This window comes from Streptococcus oralis, assembly GCF_021497885.1.
Lineage (GTDB): Bacteria > Bacillota > Bacilli > Lactobacillales > Streptococcaceae > Streptococcus > Streptococcus oralis_BQ.
Genome location: NZ_CP046523.1, coordinates 1,868,580 through 1,892,455, shown reverse-complemented (window position 1 = coordinate 1,892,455; position 23,876 = coordinate 1,868,580). Strand labels below are relative to the sequence as shown.

22 protein-coding genes are annotated in these 23,876 nt (G+C 43.4%); 17 read left to right on the top strand and 5 right to left on the bottom strand.

Annotated elements, in window-relative coordinates; genetic code table 11:
• Window positions 1-12: 12 nt before the first annotated feature.
• From GOM48_RS09510 to GOM48_RS09480, 7 genes are all read left to right on the top strand, one after another.
• A complete protein-coding gene (locus GOM48_RS09510; RefSeq protein WP_001211258.1) occupies window positions 13-471 on the top strand; it encodes a CtsR family transcriptional regulator in 459 nt (152 codons plus the stop codon).
• Between the two features lies 1 nt (window position 472).
• Window positions 473-2,905 carry an ATP-dependent Clp protease ATP-binding subunit gene (locus GOM48_RS09505; protein WP_235097535.1) on the top strand — a complete coding sequence of 811 codons (2,433 nt, stop codon included), beginning with the start codon at window positions 473-475 and terminating at the stop codon, window positions 2,903-2,905.
• A gap of 145 nt (window positions 2,906-3,050) precedes the next feature.
• Window positions 3,051-4,109, top strand: a complete 1,059-nt coding sequence (locus tag GOM48_RS09500) for an AAA family ATPase (protein WP_235097533.1) — start codon at window positions 3,051-3,053, stop codon at window positions 4,107-4,109.
• A gap of 9 nt (window positions 4,110-4,118) precedes the next feature.
• Window positions 4,119-4,898: a nicotinamide riboside transporter PnuC gene (pnuC, locus tag GOM48_RS09495; RefSeq protein ID WP_235097532.1), complete on the top strand. Its 780-nt coding sequence runs from the start codon at window positions 4,119-4,121 to the stop codon at window positions 4,896-4,898.
• 1 nt (window position 4,899) lies between these two features.
• Window positions 4,900-5,673, top strand: coding sequence for an NUDIX domain-containing protein (locus GOM48_RS09490; RefSeq protein ID WP_235097529.1), 774 nt, complete (start codon window positions 4,900-4,902; stop codon window positions 5,671-5,673).
• A gap of 304 nt (window positions 5,674-5,977) precedes the next feature.
• Entirely contained in the window at window positions 5,978-6,661 is a 684-nt protein-coding gene (locus tag GOM48_RS09485; RefSeq protein WP_235097527.1) for a hypothetical protein, read from the top strand.
• Between the two features lie 126 nt (window positions 6,662-6,787).
• A complete protein-coding gene (locus GOM48_RS09480) occupies window positions 6,788-7,474 on the top strand; it encodes a YoaK family protein (RefSeq protein ID WP_235097525.1) in 687 nt (228 codons plus the stop codon).
• A gap of 55 nt (window positions 7,475-7,529) precedes the next feature.
• On the opposite strand, the gene dusB is transcribed toward GOM48_RS09480, so the two are convergent.
• Window positions 7,530-8,510 (bottom strand): tRNA dihydrouridine synthase DusB, encoded by a 981-nt coding sequence (gene dusB / locus GOM48_RS09475; RefSeq protein WP_235097523.1) that lies wholly within the window; start codon window positions 8,508-8,510, stop codon window positions 7,530-7,532.
• Entirely contained in the window at window positions 8,497-9,369 is an 873-nt protein-coding gene (gene hslO, locus GOM48_RS09470) for an Hsp33 family molecular chaperone HslO (RefSeq protein ID WP_235097521.1), read from the bottom strand. Before hslO ends, dusB begins: the two co-directional genes overlap by 14 nt.
• Before the next feature lie 291 nt (window positions 9,370-9,660).
• Between hslO and GOM48_RS09465 the strand changes: the two genes are divergently transcribed.
• The 10 genes from GOM48_RS09465 (at window position 9,661) to GOM48_RS09420 (ending at window position 19,895) form a co-directional block, all read left to right on the top strand.
• The gene (locus GOM48_RS09465; protein ID WP_025168981.1) at window positions 9,661-9,792 is read left to right on the top strand and encodes a teichoic acid D-Ala incorporation-associated protein DltX; all 132 of its coding nucleotides are present in this window, start codon (window positions 9,661-9,663) and stop codon (window positions 9,790-9,792) included.
• A 20-nt stretch (window positions 9,793-9,812) separates the two neighbouring features.
• Window positions 9,813-11,363 carry a D-alanine--poly(phosphoribitol) ligase subunit DltA gene (dltA, locus tag GOM48_RS09460; protein WP_235097518.1) on the top strand — a complete coding sequence of 517 codons (1,551 nt, stop codon included), beginning with the start codon at window positions 9,813-9,815 and terminating at the stop codon, window positions 11,361-11,363.
• Window positions 11,360-12,604, top strand: coding sequence for a D-alanyl-lipoteichoic acid biosynthesis protein DltB (gene dltB, locus GOM48_RS09455; RefSeq protein ID WP_235097516.1), 1,245 nt, complete (start codon window positions 11,360-11,362; stop codon window positions 12,602-12,604). Before dltA ends, dltB begins: the two co-directional genes overlap by 4 nt.
• Before the next feature lie 13 nt (window positions 12,605-12,617).
• Entirely contained in the window at window positions 12,618-12,857 is a 240-nt protein-coding gene (dltC, locus tag GOM48_RS09450) for a D-alanine--poly(phosphoribitol) ligase subunit DltC (protein WP_000351972.1), read from the top strand.
• Complete coding sequence (dltD, locus tag GOM48_RS09445; RefSeq protein ID WP_235097515.1) at window positions 12,850-14,118, top strand: D-alanyl-lipoteichoic acid biosynthesis protein DltD; 1,269 nt, start codon at window positions 12,850-12,852, stop codon at window positions 14,116-14,118. The genes dltC and dltD overlap by 8 nt, the downstream gene beginning before the upstream one ends.
• A gap of 142 nt (window positions 14,119-14,260) precedes the next feature.
• Entirely contained in the window at window positions 14,261-16,288 is a 2,028-nt protein-coding gene (nt5e, locus tag GOM48_RS09440) for a cell surface ecto-5'-nucleotidase Nt5e (protein WP_235097513.1), read from the top strand.
• 148 nt (window positions 16,289-16,436) lie between these two features.
• Window positions 16,437-16,877, top strand: coding sequence for a zinc-dependent transcriptional regulator AdcR (gene adcR, locus GOM48_RS09435; RefSeq protein ID WP_235097510.1), 441 nt, complete (start codon window positions 16,437-16,439; stop codon window positions 16,875-16,877).
• Window positions 16,877-17,581 carry a metal ABC transporter ATP-binding protein gene (locus GOM48_RS09430; protein ID WP_001269483.1) on the top strand — a complete coding sequence of 235 codons (705 nt, stop codon included), beginning with the start codon at window positions 16,877-16,879 and terminating at the stop codon, window positions 17,579-17,581. Before adcR ends, GOM48_RS09430 begins: the two co-directional genes overlap by 1 nt.
• Complete coding sequence (locus GOM48_RS09425; protein ID WP_000950023.1) at window positions 17,574-18,380, top strand: metal ABC transporter permease; 807 nt, start codon at window positions 17,574-17,576, stop codon at window positions 18,378-18,380. The genes GOM48_RS09430 and GOM48_RS09425 overlap by 8 nt, the downstream gene beginning before the upstream one ends.
• Before the next feature lie 9 nt (window positions 18,381-18,389).
• The gene (locus GOM48_RS09420) at window positions 18,390-19,895 is read left to right on the top strand and encodes a zinc ABC transporter substrate-binding protein AdcA (protein ID WP_235097509.1); all 1,506 of its coding nucleotides are present in this window, start codon (window positions 18,390-18,392) and stop codon (window positions 19,893-19,895) included.
• A gap of 56 nt (window positions 19,896-19,951) precedes the next feature.
• On the opposite strand, the gene GOM48_RS09415 is transcribed toward GOM48_RS09420, so the two are convergent.
• The 3 genes from GOM48_RS09415 to arcC all read right to left on the bottom strand — a co-directional run bounded on the left by GOM48_RS09415 (window position 19,952) and on the right by arcC (window position 23,859).
• The gene (locus GOM48_RS09415) at window positions 19,952-21,280 is read right to left on the bottom strand and encodes a dipeptidase (RefSeq protein WP_235097506.1); all 1,329 of its coding nucleotides are present in this window, start codon (window positions 21,278-21,280) and stop codon (window positions 19,952-19,954) included.
• A gap of 22 nt (window positions 21,281-21,302) precedes the next feature.
• On the bottom strand, window positions 21,303-22,814 hold the full coding sequence (locus tag GOM48_RS09410) for a YfcC family protein (protein ID WP_001291839.1): 1,512 nt from the start codon (window positions 22,812-22,814) through the stop codon (window positions 21,303-21,305).
• 97 nt (window positions 22,815-22,911) lie between these two features.
• Window positions 22,912-23,859 carry a carbamate kinase gene (gene arcC, locus GOM48_RS09405; RefSeq protein WP_235097504.1) on the bottom strand — a complete coding sequence of 316 codons (948 nt, stop codon included), beginning with the start codon at window positions 23,857-23,859 and terminating at the stop codon, window positions 22,912-22,914.
• Window positions 23,860-23,876: the final 17 nt, after the last annotated feature.

Below are 23,876 nucleotides of genomic sequence, written 5' to 3'. Positions count from 1 at the left end.
GTTTGATTTGCTATGAGATTTAAAAATACATCAGATCATATCGAAGCCTATATCAAGGCGATTTTAGACCAATCTGGTATCGTGGAATTGCAGCGGAGCCAGTTGGCAGATACCTTTCAGGTTGTGCCGAGTCAGATCAACTATGTAATCAAGACACGTTTTACTGAAAGCAGAGGTTACTTGGTTGAGAGCAAGCGGGGTGGCGGAGGCTACATTCGCATAGGCCGGATTGAGTTTTCCAATCATCATGAGATGCTCCGCGATTTGCTTTACTCGATTGGTGAGCGAGTTAGTCAGGAGATTTATGAGGATATTCTCCAGCTTTTGGTGGAGCAGGACTTGATGACCAAGCAGGAGATGACCTTGCTAACTTCAGTAGCAACAGATCGTGTTCTGGGGGAAGAATCCTCAGTTGTCCGTGCCAATATGCTCCGACAGCTATTACAAGAGGTAGATAGAAAAGAGAAGTAAGATGAACTATTCAAAAGCATTGAATGAATGTATCGAGAGTGCCTACATGGTTGCGAGCCATTTTGGAGCTCGTTACCTAGAGTCATGGCACTTGTTGATTGCCATGTCCAATCACAGTTACAGCGTGGCAGGTGCGACTTTAAATGATTATCCTTATGAAATGGACCGTCTAGAAGAGGTTGCTTTAGAACTGACTGAAACGGACTATAGCCAGGACGAAACCTTTACGGAATTGCCTTTTTCTCATCGTTTGGAGGTCCTATTTGCAGAAGCAGAGTATGTGGCCTCAGTGGTCCATGCAAAGGTGCTAGGGACAGAGCATGTTCTCTATGCGATTTTGCATGATGGCAATGCCTTGGCAACTCGCATCTTGGAGAGAGCAGGCTTCTCTTATGAAGACCAGAAAGATCAGGTCAGAATTGCCGCTCTTCGTCGCAATCTAGAAGAGCGTGCAGGATGGACTCGTGAAGACCTTAAGGCTTTGCGTCAACGCCATCGCACAGTAACTGACAAGCAAAATTCCATGGCCAATATGATGGGCATGCCTCAAGCTCAAAGTGGAGGCCTAGAGGATTACACGCATGACCTGACGGAGCAAGCGCGCTCTGGCAAGTTAGAGCCAGTTATCGGTCGTGACAAGGAAATCTCACGTATGATTCAGATTTTGAGTCGTAAGACCAAGAACAATCCTGTCTTGGTTGGTGATGCTGGTGTTGGGAAAACAGCTCTGGCACTTGGACTTGCCCAGCGTATTGCTAGTGGGGACGTACCTGCAGAAATGGCAAAGATGCGTGTTCTAGAGCTTGATTTGATGAATGTTGTTGCAGGGACACGTTTCCGTGGTGACTTTGAAGAACGTATGAACAACATCATCAAGGATATAGAGGAAGATGGCAAAGTGATTCTCTTTATCGATGAACTCCACACCATTATGGGTTCTGGAAGCGGTATTGACTCGACTCTGGATGCGGCCAATATCTTGAAACCAGCCTTGGCGCGTGGAATTTTGAGAACGGTTGGTGCAACCACTCAGGAAGAATACCAAAAACACATCGAAAAAGATGCTGCCCTTTCTCGTCGTTTTGCAAAAGTGACGATTGAAGAGCCAAGTCTAGCTGACAGTATGACTATTTTGCAAGGTTTGAAGGCTACCTATGAGAAACACCACCGTGTGCAAATCACAGATGAAGCTGTTGAAACAGCTGTTAAGATGGCGCATCGTTACTTGACCAGTCGTCACTTGCCAGACTCTGCTATCGACCTCTTAGATGAGGCGGCAGCAACAGTGCAAAACAAATCCAAGCATGTGAAAGCAGACGAATCCGACTTGACTCCAGCTGACAAGGCACTTATGGATGGCAAGTGGAAACAGGCAGCCCAGCTAATCGCAAAAGAAGAGGAAGTACCTGTCTACAAAGACTTGGTGACAGAGTCTGATATTTTGACTACCTTGAGTCGCTTGTCAGGTATTCCAGTCCAAAAACTGACTCAAACGGATGCTAAGAAATACCTGAACTTGGAAGCTGAACTACACAAACGTGTCATCGGTCAAGATCAAGCTGTTTCAAGTATTAGCCGTGCCATTCGCCGCAATCAGTCAGGTATTCGTAGTCACAAGCGTCCGATTGGTTCCTTTATGTTCCTAGGGCCGACAGGAGTCGGTAAGACCGAATTGGCAAAGGCTCTGGCAGAAGTCCTCTTTGATGACGAATCAGCCCTTATCCGCTTTGATATGAGTGAGTATATGGAGAAATTTGCGGCTAGCCGTCTCAATGGAGCACCTCCTGGCTATGTGGGCTACGAGGAAGGTGGGGAGTTGACTGAGAAGGTTCGCAACAAACCTTACTCAGTGCTTCTCTTTGACGAGGTAGAAAAGGCCCATCCAGACATCTTTAATGTCCTCTTGCAGGTTTTGGACGACGGTGTCTTGACAGATAGCAAGGGGCGCAAGGTTGATTTTTCAAATACCATTATCATCATGACGTCAAACCTTGGTGCGACGGCTCTTCGTGATGACAAGACTGTTGGCTTTGGCGCGAAAGACATTCGTTTTGACCAGGAAAATATGGAAAAACGAATCTTTGAAGAGTTGAAAAAAACTTATCGACCAGAGTTTATCAACCGTATTGATGAAAAGGTGGTTTTCCACAGTTTGGATAGCGAACACATGCAAGAAATTGTCAAGATTATGGTGAAACCATTGATTGCTAGCCTGGCAGAGAAGGGTATCGACCTGAAACTGCAAGCTTCAGCCCTGAAGTTGCTAGCTAGCCAAGGTTACAATCCAGAAATGGGAGCTCGCCCACTTCGCAGAACCCTGCAAACAGAAGTGGAGGACAAGTTGGCAGAACTTCTTCTTAAGGGAGAACTGGTAGCAGGCAAGACACTCAAGATTGGTGTCAAAGCTGGTCAACTAAAATTTGATATTGCTTAAAAATGGAGAGTCAGGAGCAATCCTGATTCTTTTTTTGGTACTTTTTTATAAAAAATGATAAAAACTATTGACAAAACAAAAATATAGTATATAATAAAAACATAGAAAATAAAAATATCAAAAACTATAAAAAGGTAAAACGTTTATGAAAAAGAAAACAGCAGTGGTATTTGGGACCTTTGCCCCTCTTCATCAGGGTCATATCGATCTGATCCAGCGAGCGAAGCGTCAGTGTGACCAGGTCTGGGTAGTCGTTTCAGGCTACGAGGGAGACCGAGGTGAGCAGGTAGGTTTAAGTCTTCAAAAAAGATTTCGCTATATCAGAGAGGCTTTTCGTGATGACGAGTTGACCTCTGTCTGCAAGTTGGATGAGACCAAGCTTCCTCGTTACCCTATGGGCTGGCAGGAGTGGTTGGACCAGATGTTAGCGGAGATTTCCTATGATGAAACCCAGCAAGAACTGACTTTCTTTGTGGGAGAAGAAGACTACCAGCAAGAACTAGCTAATCGTGGCTTTGAGACCGTTTTGCAAGAAAGAAAGTTTGGTATCTCAGCGACTATGATTCGAGAAAATCCAAGCAAATATTGGAAATACATCGCTCAACCCTTCCGTCGTCAGTTTACAAAGAAAGTGTTGATTATGGGAAGTGCTAGCAATGGGAAGACCACTCTGGCCAAGGATTTGGCAAGGTATTACGATGCGCCCGTTAGTCTGGAATACGCGCGTGAGTACCAGATCAAAAACAATGTTCGCGACGATGAATTGACTCCAAAAGATTACTATTATCTCCTGTTGGGGCAGTATGACCAGACCTCTAAGTTAATCGATAGCAATGCCAATCGAGGTCTAGTGATAGCTGACACAAACTCCTTAGTAACCAAGGGCTACTATGATTATTACATGGAGGCTGAGGCTCAAGAGGACTTATCAGGAGAAACCTTTGACAATCTCTTTGTTTCGATCTTGGCTAAGGAAAAATGGGACTTGATTCTCTTTGTGCAACCTGTCGGCTCCTATGTCAATGACGGGTTTAGAGATATGGCCATGGCGGAAGACCATATTCGTCACAGTTTTTCCCAGCATCTGGACCAGATGAGAGAGCGCTATTTAACCACCATTCCACTAGTTTATCTAGCGGAGGATTATCTAGGCAATTATGAAGGAGCCAAAGTAGCTATCGATGCCATTTACCAAGCAGATTAGGAGAAAATGATGAAAACAGTAACTAAAAAAATCACACAATTTATCGAGAACTTTAAAAATGTCCATGCAGAAGCCCGCAAGATTGGTTTTGCAGGAATCATGCACCTGCTCTGGAAAGATCTCTTTGTCGGCCGTAGTCTTTTCCAGTGGTTGTATCTCATCGCCTTGTCAAGTGTTCCCTTGATCTTGGAATTCACGCAAAATACAGAAAGCCATGACTGGCTGAGCTTGTTTGCATCTTGGACTGGGATTGTCTGTGTTATCTTGGTAGCAGAAGGACGGGCTAGCAATTATCTCTTTGGAGCCATTAACTCGGCCATCTATTTGATTTTAGCTATGAATGCGACTTTTTATGGCGAAGTCTTGACGACCGTTTACTTCTTTGTTATGCAGCCGATTGGTCTCTATGCTTGGTTGTCCAATCGTATTAATGATCAAGGAAAACCAGAAGAATCCCACTTTGAAGCTAAGAAATTATCTGTACTTGACTGGCTCAAGTACTTGGCCTTGACTGCTATTATCTGGATTGGTATGGGCTTGGCTTACCAAAGTATCAATAGCGCTCGCCCTTTCCGTGATAGTGTTACCGATGCGACCAATGGTGTTGGTCAGCTCTTGATGACACGTCTCTACCGCGAGCAATGGATTTTCTGGATTGCAACCAATCTCTTTAGTATTTATCTCTGGTGGGGTGAAAATATCCACATCCAAGGGATGTACTGGGTTTACACACTTAACAGTCTAGTGGGTTGGTACCAATGGACCAAGGCAGTTCGAAAGGAGGCATAAGATGGCAGACGTAAAGATTCCAGAAGGGATGACGGAAAAAGAATATTTTGAAATTCATGCCAGTCAGGAGGAGTTTTTGGATTGGTACTACAAGCAGGAACTCCCTCAATATGAAAAACCAAGTGTGACAGTAGATATGGTAGCCTACTGCTTTGTCGAAGGAAAGATCAAGCTCTTGCTAATCCGTCGCAAGGCTCATCCCTATCAGAACTGTTTGGCTTTAGTTGGAGGCTTTATGGACAAGGGAGAAGATGCTGCACATGCCTGTCAACGCGAGGTGAGAGAAGAAGTCAATCTCGATCTACCTTTGGAGAAAATCGAGCAATTGATGACCGTATCGACTCCCGGGCGTGATCCGCGGGGTTGGACGGTGACCATTGCTCACTTAGTGTACCTGCCTAGTCGTGCCTTAGACCTTGTTCAGGCAGGTGACGATGCCAAGGATGTGGTTTTTGTAGATGTCGATTTCCAGACAGGCAAATGCTTCCTAGAGGGAGTCGAGCTGGACGAGAGAGCCTTCGCCTTTGACCATTATGCCATTATCCAAGAATCCATCAAACGAATCCAAGGCCGTCTCGACTGGAATCCAACCTTCCTCTATCTGCTAGAGGAAGAGTTCACTGTCTACGAGGGAACTGAACTGGTCAATCTCATCAACCCAGGACGCCCAATCGTCAGCAATAACTTTCTCGTAAAATACGGCGAATATGTAGAAGAAGTTGGACTCAAACGAGTACCCAAAAAGAAACCAAGAAAAACCTATCGATTGAAATAAAAAGCGAGGTCGGAAACTTTTCCCGACCTCTTTATTTGCTGTTATTAGACGCTTTTATCCTATTTCAATAGTATTGAAGCCTTTTATCTAAAAAGATGCAAGCGATTACATATGAGCGATGCAAAAATAGGACTTTTATGTAAAAAATTTTCTATTTTTTTGTTTCAATTACGAATAGAAATAGTAGAGAGAAATTTTTTTAAAATAGTTTCTCTAAATAGTTGACAGATTCAAAGCCCAATGTTACAATTATATTACAAAAAGATTTCTTAACATTTCAAAAATGTTACAAAGGAGTAGAAAAATGAAAAAGAAAACCTATATCAAATTGATGGCAGCGACTGTATTGGCTTCTACCTTGCTACTAGGAGCTTGTGGAAATAAAAACGAAACCACTCAAACTAGTAGCTCTGCAAAGACAAGTCAATCATCAAGCTCTAAAGCAGCTTCTTCTAGCAAAGAAAGCAAGACTCAAAAATCTTCAAGCTCAGCTTCATCTGAAAAGGCCCAGGCATCTTCTGGTCAGTCTTCTACAGCGGCGGATCAGTCACAAGCGAAACCAGCGCCTGAATCAAGACAAGAACAAGCAGCCCCTAGTCAGCAAGCTCCATCTCAGGCACCTTCAACTCAGCAAGACTCTCAAGCCCAGTCTAACCAGTCAGGCTATGATCCAACAACTGACCGCAAACTTCAAGACAAGCAAGCAGAACACAACAAACGCTACAAGGGTGTTTTAACCATGGTTGATGGTGATTTCTCAGCAGCTGCAGGTAACTGGAAGGGAGCGAATGGCGAAACTATTACGGTTTCATCAGGGGGCCAATTTACAGTAGAAACTGCAGAAGGAAATAAAGAAAACTACTCTATTAGAGGCTACTCTTACACTCTTGATGATGGCAAGTATAATGCCAAAATCGGTGGAGGAAAAATCATCCAAATTACAACAGGTGCGGATGGTCAAGTTTCGAGTGTTGCCTTGATTCAATAATAAAATTTGGTGTTTTAACTCTTACTAGAAATCGTTCTGTAAAAGAGTGAGTCAACTGTTTTTCACTTAGTTTCTCCAAGAGAAAGTGGTATAATAAAAAAATCAAAGGAAAACGAGTGATAATACATGTCGGATAAATTAATCTTACCTCAAAACACACGATTGATGGGAGTATTTCTTGGATTTGTAGGTGGTTCTTTGGATGTGTTTTGCCATATTCAATACCATAGTTTGGTAGCGACACAGACAGGGAATATTCTCCTATTGATATCTGATTGGCACGACTCAAATGTTATCAATACGATGCTACGATTCTGCTCCATTATTTTCTTTTCTCTAGGATTTCTGTTTGCATTGCACATGAAAGAATACCGCAAAACGGCCTACTGGCGGGTTAAGATGCTGCTCCCTTTATTTATTGGAACTCTTATTCTCCCTTTCTTTTCACGATTTCCTCTATTAGAAGTTCCGTTTATCGCTTTTGGAACAGGAATGATGATGCTAACATTTACGGGCAGTTTGATTGAAGATCATCCCTATGTCATTTTTATGACGTCTGGAAATTACCGAAAGATGCTGACCGCTTTGTATCGCATTGCTAGAAGAGAAGGAAATATCCAAGAATACCGTCGTCAGGCCTTAAATTATGGGATTGTTGTGGGAAGTTTCATAGTGGGCGCAATCAGCTTGGCTGTATTGATGCATTTTCTTCATGAATGGTCTATATGGATTGTCAGCCTTAATTTGTTTTTGATTATGTCCTATTATATAGCTAGAGTGAAGCAATTAGACTTACAAGATGAAAATATATAAAAACGGCAAGACTCATTTTTGAGCTTTGCCGTTTTTGTGAGTTGTAGATGTGAGACTATGCTTTGTCTAATTGCAAGAGGGCTTCAATCTCTGCTAGGGTGCTAGCTTGTGAAATGGCTCCACGAAGTTTGGCAGCGCCAGATGTCCCCCGGAGGTAGTGAGGAGCGAGGCCGCGGAATTCACGAACGGCTACGTTTTCTCCTTTGAGGTTAATCAAGCGTTTCAAATGTTCGTAGGCGATTTTCATCTTGTCTTCAAAAGTCAAATCAGGGAGAATTTCTCCTGTTTCAAAGTAGTGGTTGATTTGATTGAAGAGGTAGGGATTTCCCATGGCTGCGCGACCAATCATGACAGCGTCAGCCCCGACTTCTTCGATACGCTGTTTGGCTTCTTGGACAGTGCGGATGTCACCGTTGGCGATGAATGGAATCTTGGTCAAAGCTTGAGCAACCTTGTGAAGGGTCTCAAGGTCAGCGTGGCCAGTATACATTTGTTCGCGGGTACGGCCGTGCATGGCGAGGGCAGAGACACCTGCAGCCTCAGCTGCGAGGGCATTTTCCACGGCTAAGGATGGGTCAGACCAGCCTGTACGCATTTTTACAGTGAGGGGGATATCAAGGACAGATTGGACCTTGTTGATAATAGAGTAGATCTTGTCTGGGTCCTTGAGCCACATAGCGCCAGCTTCGTTCTTCACGATTTTGTTAACTGGGCAGCCCATGTTGATATCGACGATATCGGTCTGGGTGTTTTCTTGGATGAATTCTGCTGCGCGGGCGAGGCTGTCTTCATCACTACCAAAAAGTTGGATAGAAACCGGATTTTCGCCTTCATCGATATGAAGCATGTGCAGGGTTTTTTCGTTATTGTATTGGATTCCCTTGTCAGAGACCATTTCCATGACAACAAGTCCAGCTCCGAGCTCTTTTGCGATGGTACGAAAGGCTGAGTTGGTGACACCAGCCATGGGTGCTAAAACGGTGCGATTGGGAATCTCAACATTGCCAATCATAAAAGGTGTATTAAGATTTGTCACGAATGAGTTCCTCCAGGTCGTTTTCATCAAAGTTGTAAGTAGTTTGGCAGAATTGGCAAGTGATTTCTACTCCGTGGTCTTCCTCTTTCATTTCTTCAAGGTCTGAATTTGGAAGGCTGGCAAGAGCGTTCATAAAACGGTCTTTGCTGCAGTCACATTGGAAACGAATTTCTTCTTCAGATAGGCGTTTGTAGGATTCGTCACCATAGATGGCCTTGAGAAGGGCTTCGATATGGTCATCGCTTTCCAGAAGAGTTGAGATGGCTGGCATTTCTTGGATGCGTTTTTCAAAGCGGGCAATCTCTTCCTCCTTGGCCCCTGGCAATACTTGGAGAAGAAAACCACCAGCAACTTCGACCTTGTCATCTTTGTCTAAAAGAACATTGAGGCCGACTGCTGAAGGGGTTTGTTGGCTTTCAGTCAGGTAATAGGCCAAGTCTTCACCGATTTCCCCAGAGATTAGAGGAGTCATGGAGTTGTAGGGATTTCCAGTACCGTAGTCTGTGATAACGAGAAATTGACCGTTTCCAACAAAAGGACCGACTAGGACTTCACTCGTTGCAGTTTTTTTGATATCTACACCGGGATTTTGCACATAGCCTTTAACATTGCCCTTGGTATCTGCGACCGTGATGATGGCACCGAGAGAGCTCGTTCCCAGAACTTTAACTGTTAGTTTGGTATTTCCTTTTTCATTGGCTGCGAGAATTTGGCTAGCGATAAGGGTACGACCAAGTGCGACAGTTGAACTGGCTTGAGTTTGATGTTTTTCTTGAGCAGTGCGGACGGTTTCTGTGCTATCAAGAACGAAGGCACGAAAAGAACCACTTTCTGATATTGTTTTAATAATTTTATCCATAGCTACTATTTTAGCATAAAAATGCCCAAAGGGGGAGCCGTGTGTTTGCTGTCATTTTTTAATCGTTTAATGTGTGATAATAGGTGTTAGGATTTTGAAGAAATAGAATTGTTGGTAACAATTTTTATTAATATTTTAACTTATCTTAAAATAAGCTAAAACAAACTTTTGAATTATGGTAAACAGTTGAAAAAAAGGTTGATAAAATGGTAAAATGTTAGGAAGATAGGATAGTAAATGCATAGTTGCATAGCTTTTTTGAAAAATCATAGAAAATTGAACACACTAACTATGGGAAAACACAGAAAATTGTATATGTTTTTGGGACAGACCGTCCTATATTTTGTAATCTTACTTGGTTTGCTTTATTTTTTTAGTTACCTTGGTCAGAGTCAAGGAACCTTTATTTATAATGAGTTCTAGTTTGAAGGAGAAGAAAAACCGTGTCTAATAAACCGATAAAAGATATGATTGAAACGATTGAGCACTTTGCTCAAACACAGCCAACATATCCTGTCTACAATGTTTTAGGCCAAGAGCACACTTATGGTGATCTGAAGGCTGATTCAGATAGTTTAGCAGCAGCTATTGATCGACTTGGCTTGCCTGAGAAATCTCCAGTCGTCGTTTTTGGTGGTCAGGAGTATGAGATGTTGGCTACCTTTGTAGCGCTGACTAAGTCGGGGCATGCCTATATTCCAATTGACAGCCATTCGGCCTTGGAACGAGTTTCTGCTATCGTAGAAGTTGCAGAGCCAAGTTTGATTATTGCCATCTCGGATTTTCCATTAGAGCAAACTAGCACACCGATGCTGAATTTGGAGCAAGTTCATGAAGCTTTTGCTCAAGCTTCTAGCTACGAGATTACGCATCCAGTCAAGGGAGATGACAACTACTACATCATCTTTACTTCTGGTACGACTGGTAAGCCAAAGGGAGTGCAGATTTCCCATGATAACCTCCTCAGCTTTACCAACTGGATGATTACGGATCAGGAATTTGCGATACCGAGTCGTCCGCAAATGCTGGCTCAGCCACCTTATTCTTTTGACCTGTCTGTCATGTATTGGGCGCCAACCTTGGCACTAGGTGGTACGCTTTTTGCTCTTCCTTCAGCCATTACCCAGGACTTTAAGCAACTCTTTGCGACCATCTTTTCATTGCCAATCGCTATCTGGACATCGACACCGTCCTTTGCAGATATGGCCATGTTGTCTGAAGACTTCAACAGCGAGAAAATGCCTGGCATCACGCATTTCTACTTTGATGGCGAAGAATTGACGGTTAAAACGGCTCAAAAACTGCGCGAGCATTTCCCCAATGCCCGTATTATCAATGCTTACGGCCCAACAGAAGCGACAGTGGCCCTATCAGCAGTTGCTGTGACAGACGAGATGTTAGCGACTCTCAAACGCCTACCAATCGGCTATAGCAAGGCTGATTCTCCAACCTTTATCATTGATGAGGAAGGCAATAAACTGCCAAATGGTGAACAGGGAGAAATCATTGTGTCTGGGCCAGCTGTGTCAAAAGGATATATGAACAATCCTGAAAAAACAGCAGAAGCCTTCTTTGAGTTTGAAGGTCTGCCAGCCTATCACACAGGCGATGTGGGAACCATGACAGATGAAGGCTTGCTTCTTTACGGTGGACGCATGGACTTCCAGATTAAGTTCAACGGTTACCGCATAGAATTAGAAGATGTCTCTCAAAACCTCAACAAGTCTCGTTATATCGAGTCAGCTGTCGCAGTTCCGCGCTATAACAAAGACCACAAGGTGCAAAATCTACTAGCCTATGTCATCTTAAAAGATGGTGTTCGTGAGCAGTTTGAGCGTGATATCGATATTACCAAGGCTATCAAGGAAGATTTAACAGATATCATGATGTCCTATATGATGCCATCTAAGTTCCTTTATCGGGACAGCCTACCGCTGACTCCTAATGGTAAGATTGACATCAAAGGCTTGATCAATGAGGTAAACAATAGATGATGGAGCTTTACAAACAGCTACCTCATTTGGAACCTTATGGCAATCTTTATTATTTTTTGTATGTGATTGCTGCGACTTTACCTATCTTCATCGGTCTTTTTTTCAAGAAACGTTTTGCCTTGTACGAGGTGCTTGTTAGTCTCTTCTTTATCGTCACCATGTTGGTCGGTGGAAAGACGAATCAAATAAGCGCTCTTATCCTTTATGTTATCTGGCAAGTACTTCTTGTATTTTTCTACAAAAGGTACAGGAAACAACGGGATAGTAAATGGATATTTTACCTGGTTAGCTTTTTATCTCTATTGCCAATCGTCTTTGTGAAAGTATCTCCTGCTATTCATGGCCCTCAATCTTTGTTTGGCTTTTTGGGAATTTCTTACCTGACCTTTCGTTCAGTTGGGGTTATCGTTGAGTTGAGAGACGGTGTCATCAAGGATTTAACGATTTGGCAATTCTTACGTTTTCTTCTCTTCATGCCGACTTTCTCAAGTGGTCCCATTGATCGTTTTAAACGCTTCAATGAAAATTACGAGACCATTCCTGAGTGGGATGAGCTGATGGATATGCTAGAAGAGGCTGTCAAATATATCATGCTTGGCTTCCTCTACAAGTTTATCTTGGCGCATATTTTAGGAGAGACATTATTGCCTCCGTTGAAAAATTTGGCCTTGCAGACAGGTGGTTTCTTTAACCTCTACGCTTTAGCGGTCATGTACACCTTCGGTTTAGAACTGTTCTTTGACTTTGCGGGCTACTCTATGTTTGCCTTAGCCATTTCAAACTTGATGGGTATTCATAGTCCTGTCAACTTTAATAAGCCCTTTTTGTCTAGGGATTTAAAGGAGTTTTGGAATCGCTGGCACATGAGTCTGTCTTTCTGGTTTCGTGACTTTGTCTTTATGCGGATGGTGATGGTGTTGACCAGAAAGAAGGTCTTTAAAAATCGCAATATGACCTCAAGTGTCGCCTATATCCTCAATATGCTGATTATGGGCTTTTGGCATGGTGTAACCTGGTACTACATCGCCTATGGACTTTTTCATGGGATTGGGCTGGTCATCAATGATGCTTGGCTTCGTAAGAAAAAAGCGCTCAATAAAGAACGGAAAAAAGCTGGGAAGGGTTCCTTACCTGAGAATCGCTGGATTCAGTTGCTTGGCATGGTTGTCACCTTCCATGTCGTGATGGTTTCATTCTTAATCTTTTCTGGATTTTTGAATGATTTGTGGTTTAAAAAATAAAAGGAAATAAAAAATGGATATCAAATCAGAAGTTATTGAAATTATTGATGAGTTGTTTATGGAGGATGTTTCTGACATGATGGATGAAGATCTTTTTGATGCCGGTGTCTTGGATAGCATGGGGACGGTTGAATTGATTGTTGAGATTGAAAATCGTTTTGACATTCGTGTTCCAGTGACGGAGTTCGGTCGTGATGACTGGAATACAGCTAATAAAATCGTAGAAGGTATTACGGAGTTAAAGAATGCTTAAACGCTTGTGGCTGATCTTCGGGCCCATCTTTGTTGCAGCTTTTTTGGTTCTTCTACTTATCTTTTTTTATCCAAGTACGACAAGCCATAATCTGACGGAGGAGAAGTACTCTGCTGCTTCCATCAGTAGGGAAAGTTTTAAAGAGAGAAGCCAAAAAGTGAGGGCGCTTACGGATCCCAATATGCGTTTTGTCCCTTTTTTAGGGTCAAGTGAATGGATTCGATTTGATAGTGTCCATCCAGCTGTTTTAGCAGAAAAATACAATCGTCCCTATCGCCCTTATTTTCTAGGTCAGGCAGGAGCGGCCTCGCTTAACCAATATTTCGGTTTGCAGCAAATCTTGCCAGAAATTGAGGAAAAGCAGGCGGTGTTTGTCATCTCTCCTCAGTGGTTTACAGAGACAGATTACGAGCCCGCAGCGTTTCAGAGATTCTTTAATAGCGACCAATTGACAGCTTTTTTGGAAAATCAATCTGAGGACATTTCGGCTAAGCATGCTGCGACGCGTTTGTTGAAGCAGAATCCGAGTGTGGCCTTGAAAGGCATCCTTCAAAAGCTTTCAAAAGGAGAGGAATTGTCAGATGCTGATCGACTTATCATCAACCTCTTTGCACGATTCAATGAAAAGCAGTCCTCTCTTTTTGGTCAATTTTCCATTCGGGGGAAACTCAAGTACAAGGAACATGTGGAAAACTATTTAAAAGATCTTCCTGATCAATTTTCCTATGACGCTTTAGAAGAAATTGCTCGTAAGGATGCAGAAGCAAATACGACCAATAACGATATGGGGATGGAGAATCACTTCTACACGCAAGAGGTCAAAAAAGACTTAAAAAAATGGGAAGGATATCAAAAAAATTATAACTTCCTAAAGTCGTCTGAATACAATGATTTGCAGCTGGTTCTCAATCAATTTGCTAAATCAAAAGTCAATGTGCTCTTTGTTATCCAGCCCGTCAACAAGAAATGGATGGAATATACAGAGCTCAGTGAAGAAATGTATCAACATGCAGTGGAGAAAATTCGTTACCAGCTAGAAAGTCAAGGCTTTACCAACATTGCTGACTTTTCAAAAAACGGAGGAGAACCTTACTTTATCAAGGATACTATCCACTTAGGTTGGTTGGGCTGGTTGGCTTTTGATAAGGTTGTCAATCCCTTCTTGACGGATCCAAAACCAGCCCCAGACTACAAGATGAATGACCGCTTCTTTAGCAAGGACTGGGCGACCTATGATGGAAATATCAAAGATTTCCAATAAATTGATTAAAAAAACTTGAACTGTTTGGTTCAGGTTTTTTGGTTAAATAGCGAATGTTTTATATAAAAACCAGTCAAAAGTTTTATTTTTTCTAGAAATATCGTATAATATAAAGGAAAAAAGAAAAGAAAAGGATTTCAAAATGAATAAACGCTCTTTGTTACCTGTCTTGTCGACAGCTCTATTAGCCCCAGCTTTTTTAGCTGGACAAGTCTATGCTGAGGAAGCAACAACTCCTGCAGAAAGTTCAGCTGTTGTAGCAACTCCCGCTACGTCAGCAACTCCAACAAATGAGGTAGAGACTCCATCAACCGTTGCATCTGCAGAAGCTCCGTCAGCTCCTGTTGAATCTACTAAAAGCGAAGAAAAGGACACCGTTATCTTACATACTAATGATGTTCATGGTCGTATCGTAGAGGAAAAGGGAGTAATTGGAGATGCTAAACTAGCGACTGTCATTGAGCAGGAGCGTGCGAAATCAAATCAAAATACTCTGGTTGTTGATGCGGGAGACGCTTTCCAAGGTTTGCCGATTTCCAACTCTACCAAGGGTGAAGCGCGTGCTGAAATTCTCAATCAGATGCAGTATGATGCCATGGCAGTAGGAAACCATGAGTTTGACTTTGGTCTTGATGAAGTTAAAAAATACAAGGAAATCTTGAAATTCCCATTACTTAGCTCGAATACCTATGTCAATGGAGCTCGTCTTTTTGAAGCTTCTACAATCGTTGATAAAGATAAGACTGTGGAAGGTGATGAGTTTGTTGTGATTGGTGTGACAACACCTGAAACTGCTACAAAAACCCACCCTAAAAACATTAAAGGGGTAACTTTTACTGATCCAATCTCTGAAGTCAATAAGGTCATCGAAGAAGTTCAAGCCAAGGCGCGTGCAGAAGGTAAGGACTACAAACACTATGTTGTGCTTGCTCACTTGGGTGTGGATACCACAACTCCAGTCGAGTGGCGTGGTTCAACCTTGGCAGAAGCCTTGTCTAAAAATCCTCGTTTGAAAGGGAAACGTGTAACAGTAATCGATGGTCACTCTCATACAGTAGCTTCCACAACTTATGGAGACAATGTTACCTATAACCAAACAGGAAGCTACCTTCATAATGTTGGGAAAGTTATCTACAAATCACGTCAGCTTTTGGGCAATCCTACGTTGATTGCAGCTGCTGATGCTAAGAAACTGACTGCCAATCCAAAAGTTGAAAAACTAGTCAAAGACATTAAACAAAAATACGATGCTGAAAATGCTGTTGAAGTCGTTTCAAACAGCCCTGTAGAACTCAACGGAGATCGTGAAAATGTTCGGGTCCGTGAAACCAACCTCGGAAACGTCGTAGCAGATTCTCTCTATCAGTATGGTCAAACAGGATTTAGCCATCCGACAGACATCGCTGTGACAAATGGTGGTGGCTTGCGTGAAACCATTGCAAAAGGCAAACCGATCACTAAAGGAAATGTCATTGCCGTTCTTCCATTTGGAAATACCATCTCACAAATCCAAGTGACGGGGCAACAAGTCTTGGATATGTTTGAAAAATCACTCGGCTCTATCTTGCAGGTCGATAAGGATGGCAAGAAGGTCTTGGATGAGAACGGCCAACCATTGTTAGAACCAAGTGGTGGCTTCTTGCAAGTTTCGGGTGTGAAGGTCTACTATGATACCAACCTACCATCAGGCAAACGTGTCTTGGCCATCCAGGTTAAAAACCGTGCAACTGGTCGTTATGATCTTCTGGACCTCGCCAAAACTTACTATCTTGCAACCAATGATTTCTTAGCTGCGGGTGGCGATGGCTACACGATGTTAGGTGGTGCGCGTGAAGAAGGTCCTTCTATGGATGCAGCCTTTGAAGAGTATCTGAAAACTGCTGATTTGACCCAGTATGAAAAGATCAATCCGAACTCACGGACGATTTCTGTGGACTCTACAACTTTTAGTCTGCCGGTAGAAACACCTCAAACGAATGCAGCTGCTAGCGATGCGACTACGAATGTGCCACTTACTTATGAGGTGGCTGGTCAATTTAGCAAGAAGGCAGTTGTCTCAGAAAAAGCTCTCCCAAATACAGGAAGCGAACAGTCCGTCTTCTTGCTCTTGATGGGAATGGTAACTGGTTTGGCGGGTATCTTATCGAGTCGAAAACCAAAGCAAAAATAGGTTAAATTTTACATCTAGAAGAGTCTAGGGAAACGTTTTTACGCCTTTTTCCCTTGACTCTTTTTTGGTTTGTGATATAATTAACCAGTAAAGAATCGGTAACTATCTATGTTTTTTACGAAAAAGATAGCTAGGGAAGGAGTAACACATGAGACAGCTTGCACAGGAAATCGATAACTTTTTAAACGAGGTGATCTTGAGATCTGAGAACCAGCATGAAATTCTGATCGGGCATTGCACGAGTGACGTAGCCTTGACCAATACTCAGGAACACATCCTCATGCTCTTGTCCGAAGAATCCCTAACCAACTCGGAGTTGGCCCGTCGTCTTAACGTTAGTCAGGCGGCAGTGACCAAGGCTATCAAGTCTTTGGTCAAAGAGGGCATGTTAGAGACATCCAGAGATCCCAAGGATGCGCGTGTGATCTTTTATAAACTGACAGAGCTAGCTCGACCAGTAGCGGCAGAACACCACCATCATCATGAGCACACGCTCTTAGCCTATGAACAAGTGGCAAGTCAGTTTACTCCAAATGAACAAGAAGTTATTCAGCGGTTTTTAACTGCTTTAGTAGGAGAAATCAAATAATGCGGTATATTACAGTAGAGGACTTGTCTTTCTATTATGACAAGGAACCTGTCCTCGAGCACATCAACTACAGTGTTGATAGTGGGGAGTTTGTCACCCTGACTGGTGAAAATGGGGCTGCCAAGACGACGCTTATCAAGGCGAGTCTAGGTATTTTGCAACCAAGATTTGGTAAGGTAACCATCTCAAAGACAAATACTCATGGGAAAAAACTTAGGATAGCCTATCTTCCTCAGCAGATAGCCAGTTTTAATGCTGGCTTTCCGAGTACGGTTTATGAATTTGTCAAGTCGGGTCGCTATCCTCGAAAGGGCTGGTTCCGTCGCTTGAATGCTCACGATGAGGAGCATATCAAGGCCAGTTTAGACTCAGTTGGTATGTGGGAACATCGTGACAAACGAATTGGTTCCCTTTCGGGAGGGCAAAAGCAACGAGCAGTGATTGCCCGGATGTTTGCTTCTGACCCAGATATCTTTGTCTTGGATGAGCCGACGACAGGGATGGATGCTGGAAGCAAAAATGAATTTTACGAACTCATGCACCACAGTGCCCACCATCATGGCAAGGCTGTTTTGATGATTACCCATGACCCTGAGGAGGTCAAGGACTATGCGGATCGCAATATCCATCTAGTGCGCAATCAAGACTCGCCATGGCGTTGTTTCAACGTTCACGAAAGCGACCAGGAGGTGGAACATGCTTAGTTTGTTATCTTATGACTTCATGCAGCGAGCCTTCTTGGCTGTCATTGCCATGAGTCTCTTTTCTCCAGTTCTTGGGACCTTCCTTATCTTACGTCGTCAGAGTTTGATGAGTGATACCCTCAGTCACGTTTCTCTGTCAGGGGTAGCCTTTGGTCTGGTTTTGGGGATTTCTCCAACTATTTCAACCATTGCTATTGTCTTGATCGCTGCGGTCTTTCTGGAGTATCTGCGTACGGTTTACAAGAACTTTATGGAAATCGGGACTGCCATCCTCATGTCGACAGGACTTGCAGTGTCTCTGATTGTCATGAGTAAGGGTAAAAGTTCGAGTTCCATGAGTTTGGACCAATATCTCTTTGGTTCGATTGTGACCATTAGCCAGGAGCAGGTGATTTTCCTCTTTGCCATTGCTGCGGTCGTTTTACTCTTGACTTTCTTGTTCTTGCGACCAATGTATATCCTGACTTTTGATGAGGATACGGCCTTTGTGGATGGCTTGCCAGTTCGTACCATGTCTATCCTCTTTAACATGGTGACAGGGGTGGCTATTGCCCTTATGATTCCAGCAGCAGGAGCTCTTTTGGTGTCGACCATTATGGTCTTGCCAGCTAGTATTGCCCTTCGTCTGGGGAAAAACTTCAAATCCGTTATGTTATTAGCCAGCGCTATTGGCTTTTTGGGAATGGTGGCAGGGCTCTATATTTCCTACTATGCGGAAACTCCTGCTAGCGCTAGTATCACCATTATCTTTGTAGCTGTCTTTTTGTTAGTCAGTCTACTGAAACGTTTTATCAAATAGGAGAATGAAATGAAAAAAATTAGCTTACTACTAGCTAGTCTATGTGCTCTGTTTTTAGTGGCTTGTTCCAATCAAAAACAGGCAGATGGGAAGCTAAATATCGTGACAACCTTTTACCCTGTCTACGAATTTACCAAGCAAGTCGCAGGAGATGCTGCTAATGTAGAACTTCTAATCGGTGCTGGTACAGAACCCCATGAATACGAACCGTCTGCTAAGGCAGTTGCCAAAATCCAAGACGCAGATACCTTTGTCTATGAAAATGAAAATATGGAAACTTGGGTTCCAAAATTGCTAGAATCCTTGGATAAGAAAAAAGTGAAAACCATCAAGGCAACAGGTGATATGCTCCTCTTGCCAGGTGGTGAGGAAGAAGAGGAAGGGCATGATCATGGCGGTGAGGATCACCATCACGACTACGATCCCCACGTTTGGTTATCACCAGTTCGTGCTATTAAACTAGTAGAACACATCCGTGATAGCTTGTCAGCAGATTATCCTGATAAAAAAGAGACTTTTGAGAAGAATGCAGCTGCCTATATTGAAAAATTGCAAGCCTTGGACAAGGCCTACACAGATGGCTTGTCTCAAGTCAAACAAAAGAGCTTTGTGACCCAGCACGCTGCCTTTAACTACCTTGCCTTGGACTACGGTCTCAAGCAAGTATCCATCTCAGGTCTCTCACCAGATGCAGAACCATCAGCAGCACGTTTGGCAGAATTGACAGAGTATATCAAGAAAAACAAGATTTCTTATATCTACTTTGAAGAAAATGCCTCACAAGCCCTCGCAAATACCCTTTCAAAAGAAACAGGTGTCAAACTAGATGTGCTCAATCCGCTGGAAAGTCTGACAGAAGAAGCAACCAAGGCTGGTGAGGACTATATCTCCGTGATGGAGAAAAACCTCAAGGCTTTGAAGCAGACAACAGACCAAGAAGGACCAGAAATTGAGCCAGAGAAGGAAGAAAACACCAAGACCGTTCACAATGGTTACTTTGAGGATGCAGATGTCAAGGACCGCACCTTGAGTGACTATGTTGGTAACTGGCAATCTGTCTATCCTTTCCTTGAGGATGGGACCTTTGATCAAGTCTTTGACTACAAGGCTAAGTTGACTGGCAAGATGACCAAGGATGAGTATAAGGCCTACTATAGAAAAGGCTATCAGACAGATGTGACCAAGATCAACATCACGGACAACACTATGGAATTTGTTCAAGGTGGCCAAAGTAAGAAATTCACTTACAAGTATGTCGGCAAGAAAATCTTGACTTATAAGAAAGGCAATCGTGGTGTGCGCTTCCTCTTTGAAGCGACAGATGCGGACGCTGGACAGTTCAAGTATGTTCAGTTTAGCGACCACAATATCGCCCCAGTCAAGGCAGAACATTTCCATATCTTCTTTGGAGGCACCAGCCAAGAAGCCCTCTTTGAAGAGATGGATAACTGGCCAACTTACTACCCAGATAACCTATCTGGTCAAGAAATCGCCCAAGAAATGTTGGCGCATTGACGCAAGAGAAAATCCCGCAGATTTGCGGGATTTTTTTGCTAGAAGCGATTATCTGGTTAGGTTGTGAGACGGTAAACCGCCTCTGCGTAGATGTCCATAGCGTGATAAAGATCGTCTAGGACAGCTGCTTCATTTGCCTGATGTTCAGTTTGTTGTGCTCCTGGGAAAAGAGCGCCAAAGGCTACACAGTTTGGCATGGTGCGGGCAAAGGTAGCACCACCTGATGAGAGAGGAGGAGTTTTATCTCCGGTTTTTTCTTGGTAGACTTGCATAAGGGTAGTAACGAGTTGGCTATCTCTTGCGACATAGAGGGGTGCTAGATAGTCAAATTCTTGGTAGTCAAGTTGGTAGTCTTTGGCGCACTGAGTGAGCTGTGCCACCAGTTTCTCCTTATCTGCTAGCACAGGTATACGTATGTCGATCCGAATTTCGGAGCGATCGGGATTGATGGTCAACCCTGCAACATTAAAGGAAAGGGAACCAGACGGTTCATCAGTAACCTCTCCAAAGATTCCAAGCCCTCTACCATCTTGCCCTGCTTTGTCGGCTATAAAATGGAGGGCAGGGTGGGGTTGGAGAGGTGCGAGTAAACTAGCAAGCCGAATGACTGCATTGACACCTTGACTAGCATCTTTGGCGTGCTTAGGTACCCCAAGGACGGTCACAGTTTGTTCTGTGGTTTGGTGATCAAAATTTGCTTCCTTCAAACCTCTACAAACCGCTTCATAAAGAGGACCTTGGTAACTTGCCTTATCTGGTACGACATTAAAGGCACCTCCGACATCGAGCTTGAGAAGATCAGAGCCGGAACCATGAAGCTTGACTTGAAGGAGCCCCTTTTCAGCGTATGTCAAAGGAAATGACGAATCCGGTGCAAATCCCATGCTGGCTTGTTCTTCGAGGGCGTTGTAGCGTGCCATACATCTCCAAAGAGTTTCTTCATCCGTACCAAAGATAAAACGCACGCGCTTCTTAAATTGGATGCCTTGGTCAAGCAAGCTTTTCACTGCGTAGAGAGCTGCCAGTGAAGGACCTTTGTCGTCTTGTGCCCCTCGTCCATAGAGTTTTCCTTCTCTGATAGTTGCTTCAAATGGAGGAGATTGCCAATCTGACAAATCTCCTGCAGGCACAACATCCAAGTGACAGAGGATGGCAAGAAGTTCTCCCTCACCAACCTCTGCATAACCATAATAGCCCTTGGGATCAATATAAGTTTTAAAGCCAAGTTCACGGCAGATTTCTAGCGTCTTTTCTAGAACGTCTTGAATAGCTTGTCCAAAAGGTGTGCCATTTTCTCCTTCTTTGAGAACAGATGGGTAGGAGATAAGAGTCTTTAAACTCTGTAAAAAGCTCTGTTTAATGGAGTCGGTGATATATGAATTCATCCGTTTTACCTCATACTTTGTTCTAAAGGAATGGTAGGAAGGTACCTAGGATAAGAAGAAGTATGCTCACAATGACAATAACGACAATGAGTTTAGTAACAAATTTCCACCAAGTTCCTAGACTGATACGGCCGAGCGCGAGAGCCCCCATAACGATACCAGAAGTTGGAGCGACAAGGTTTAGTACACCAGATGCAGATTGATAGGCAGTGATGATGAGACTAGGTTTTACGTTAACGAACTCACCAAGTGGTGCCATGATTCCCATTGTAGCACTAGCAAGTCCAGATGAAGATGGGATAAGGAATGACATAGGAAGGTAGAAGAGGTAGGTCAAAACGATGAAGACCTGAGAAGAGAGACCTTGAAGTCCGACTTCACCCCAGTGTAGAATAGTTGCAGTAATCATACCGTCGTTCATGATAACTTGGATACCACGAGCTACTGCACAAATCAAGGCTACGGTGAGAAGATCTGCTGCACCAGCCATAAAGGTAGAGATAATCTTGCTTTCCTTGAGACCGTAAACAACACCAATAAGAATACCCATCACAGCAAAGAGCATCGCCCCTTCTGGGAAGTACCAGCTACCGAATGGTAGAGCAGATGAACCGATAGCTCCACCGATAACAGGAAGACCAATCAACCAATTCTTGAAGTCTTCAAATAGAGTGATGTGCAAGTCTACCCAAGGGATAAAGCTGGCGATCATGATGATGAAAGTCAAGATGAACAAGGCAAGAACATGTTTTTGTTTCTTGTTCAAGACAGATGGAGCATTTTCGTTATCAGTGACATTGAAGTGTTTAAGGTCTTCTTCACGTTGAGAGTAGACAAGTGATTTTGTGGGATCCTTTTGAATCTTTTCTGCATAGCGGTAGACAAAGTAAGTACTAATACCCGTCATAACAAACCAGAAGATGATACGAAGGATAACCCCGTCCATAGATGACACACCTGCGGTATCAGAAGCGATAACAGTAGCAAAAGGATTGAGAGTAGAGGCAAGACAGCCAACTTGGGAACCTAGTAGAATGATGGCAACGGCAGTAATGCTATCAAAACCAACAGCCATCATAACAGGAACAAGGAGTGGATAAAATGCCATGGTTTCTTCACCCATACCATAAGTTGTTCCTCCAAGTGCAAAGAGGGGCATGAGGATGAGGATCAGCATTTTTTCGCGTCCTTTGTATTTCTTAACAATAGAGGCAATACCAACATCTAATGTGCCTGTCGCATTGACGACACCTAGAAATCCTCCAACCATGAGGATGAAGAAGGCTACGTCAATAGCGGCTTTAGTTGGTTCGTGACCGAGCATCGCCCGAATCGGAGCCATTAGAATATCGTAAATCCCTTGGGGATTAGAGTCAACAGTTTGATAGGTACCTGCAATGAGGCCACCTGCTTCGTTCGTGTCATACTTACCTGCTGGAATGATCCAAGTCAAGATTGCCATGATAGCAATAATAATGATCAAAACAGTGTAAGATGAAGGCATTTGGAACCTTTTTTTTGTTTTTTCACTCATTTGTTTTTCCTCCTAAACTATGCCACAAAGTATAAAAACGAATGATGTTGGTTTACCTGAGTACTCCTAGTTAGAGCTTGTACTTGGGTTTAAATGGCTAGTCTTTAACAATAATTGTTCCGCTTTCGGACTCGATCAAGGCGCCTAGATTGCTGAGGGAAGTGATAACAGCCTTGCCTTCTGGGCGGTTGGTTACAAAATCGATAGCAGCTTCGACTTTTGGTAGCATGCTACCCGGTGCGAATTGTCCTTGTTTGATGTATTCTTTTAGTTGGCTAACGGTAACGTGTTCCAGTTTTTCTTGGTCTGGTTTATTGTAGTTTACATAGACATAGTCTACGCCAGTAAGGACGATAAAGAGGTCAGCTTCAACGAGTTCTGCTAGTCGTTGAGACGCAAAGTCTTTATCAATAACGGCTTCGACTCCACTTAAGTAACCGTTTTCATTTTTGACAACAGGGATACCTCCTCCACCTGCTGCGATGACAACTTGACCATTATCGAGCAAGGTGCGGATGCTGTTGATTTCTTTGATGTCGATTGGTTTTGGTGAAGCTACTACTTTACGCCAGCCACGACCAGCATCTTCTTTGAAGGTTGCTCCTGTTTTTTCGCTCTCAGCTTTGGCATCCTCTTCTGAGTAGAATGGACCGATTGGTTTGGTTGGATTGATAAAGGCAGGGTCTTCTTTGTCTACTATAACTTGGGTAACAACAGAAGTGACATTTTTATCGAGTCCTACATCAAGCAATGCGTTATCAAGAGCACATTGTAGCCAAAAACCGATACTACCCTCGGTCATGGCAACCAAAGAATCAAGGGGGAAGGCAGGGTTTTTTTCCGAATCTGCCATCAAGTGTTGAAGCAAGAGATTACCCACCTGAGGACCATTTCCGTGAGTGATGATCAGTTCATCTCCGTTTTGAATCAACTTGACCAGATGACGAGCTGTTTCTACCAGAGCAGCTTGTTGAGCTTGGGCAGATGGGTCAGTGGAGAGGATGGCATTTCCGCCTAAAGCAACGACGATTTTTCTATGAGACATGAGCTCTCCTTTCTTTA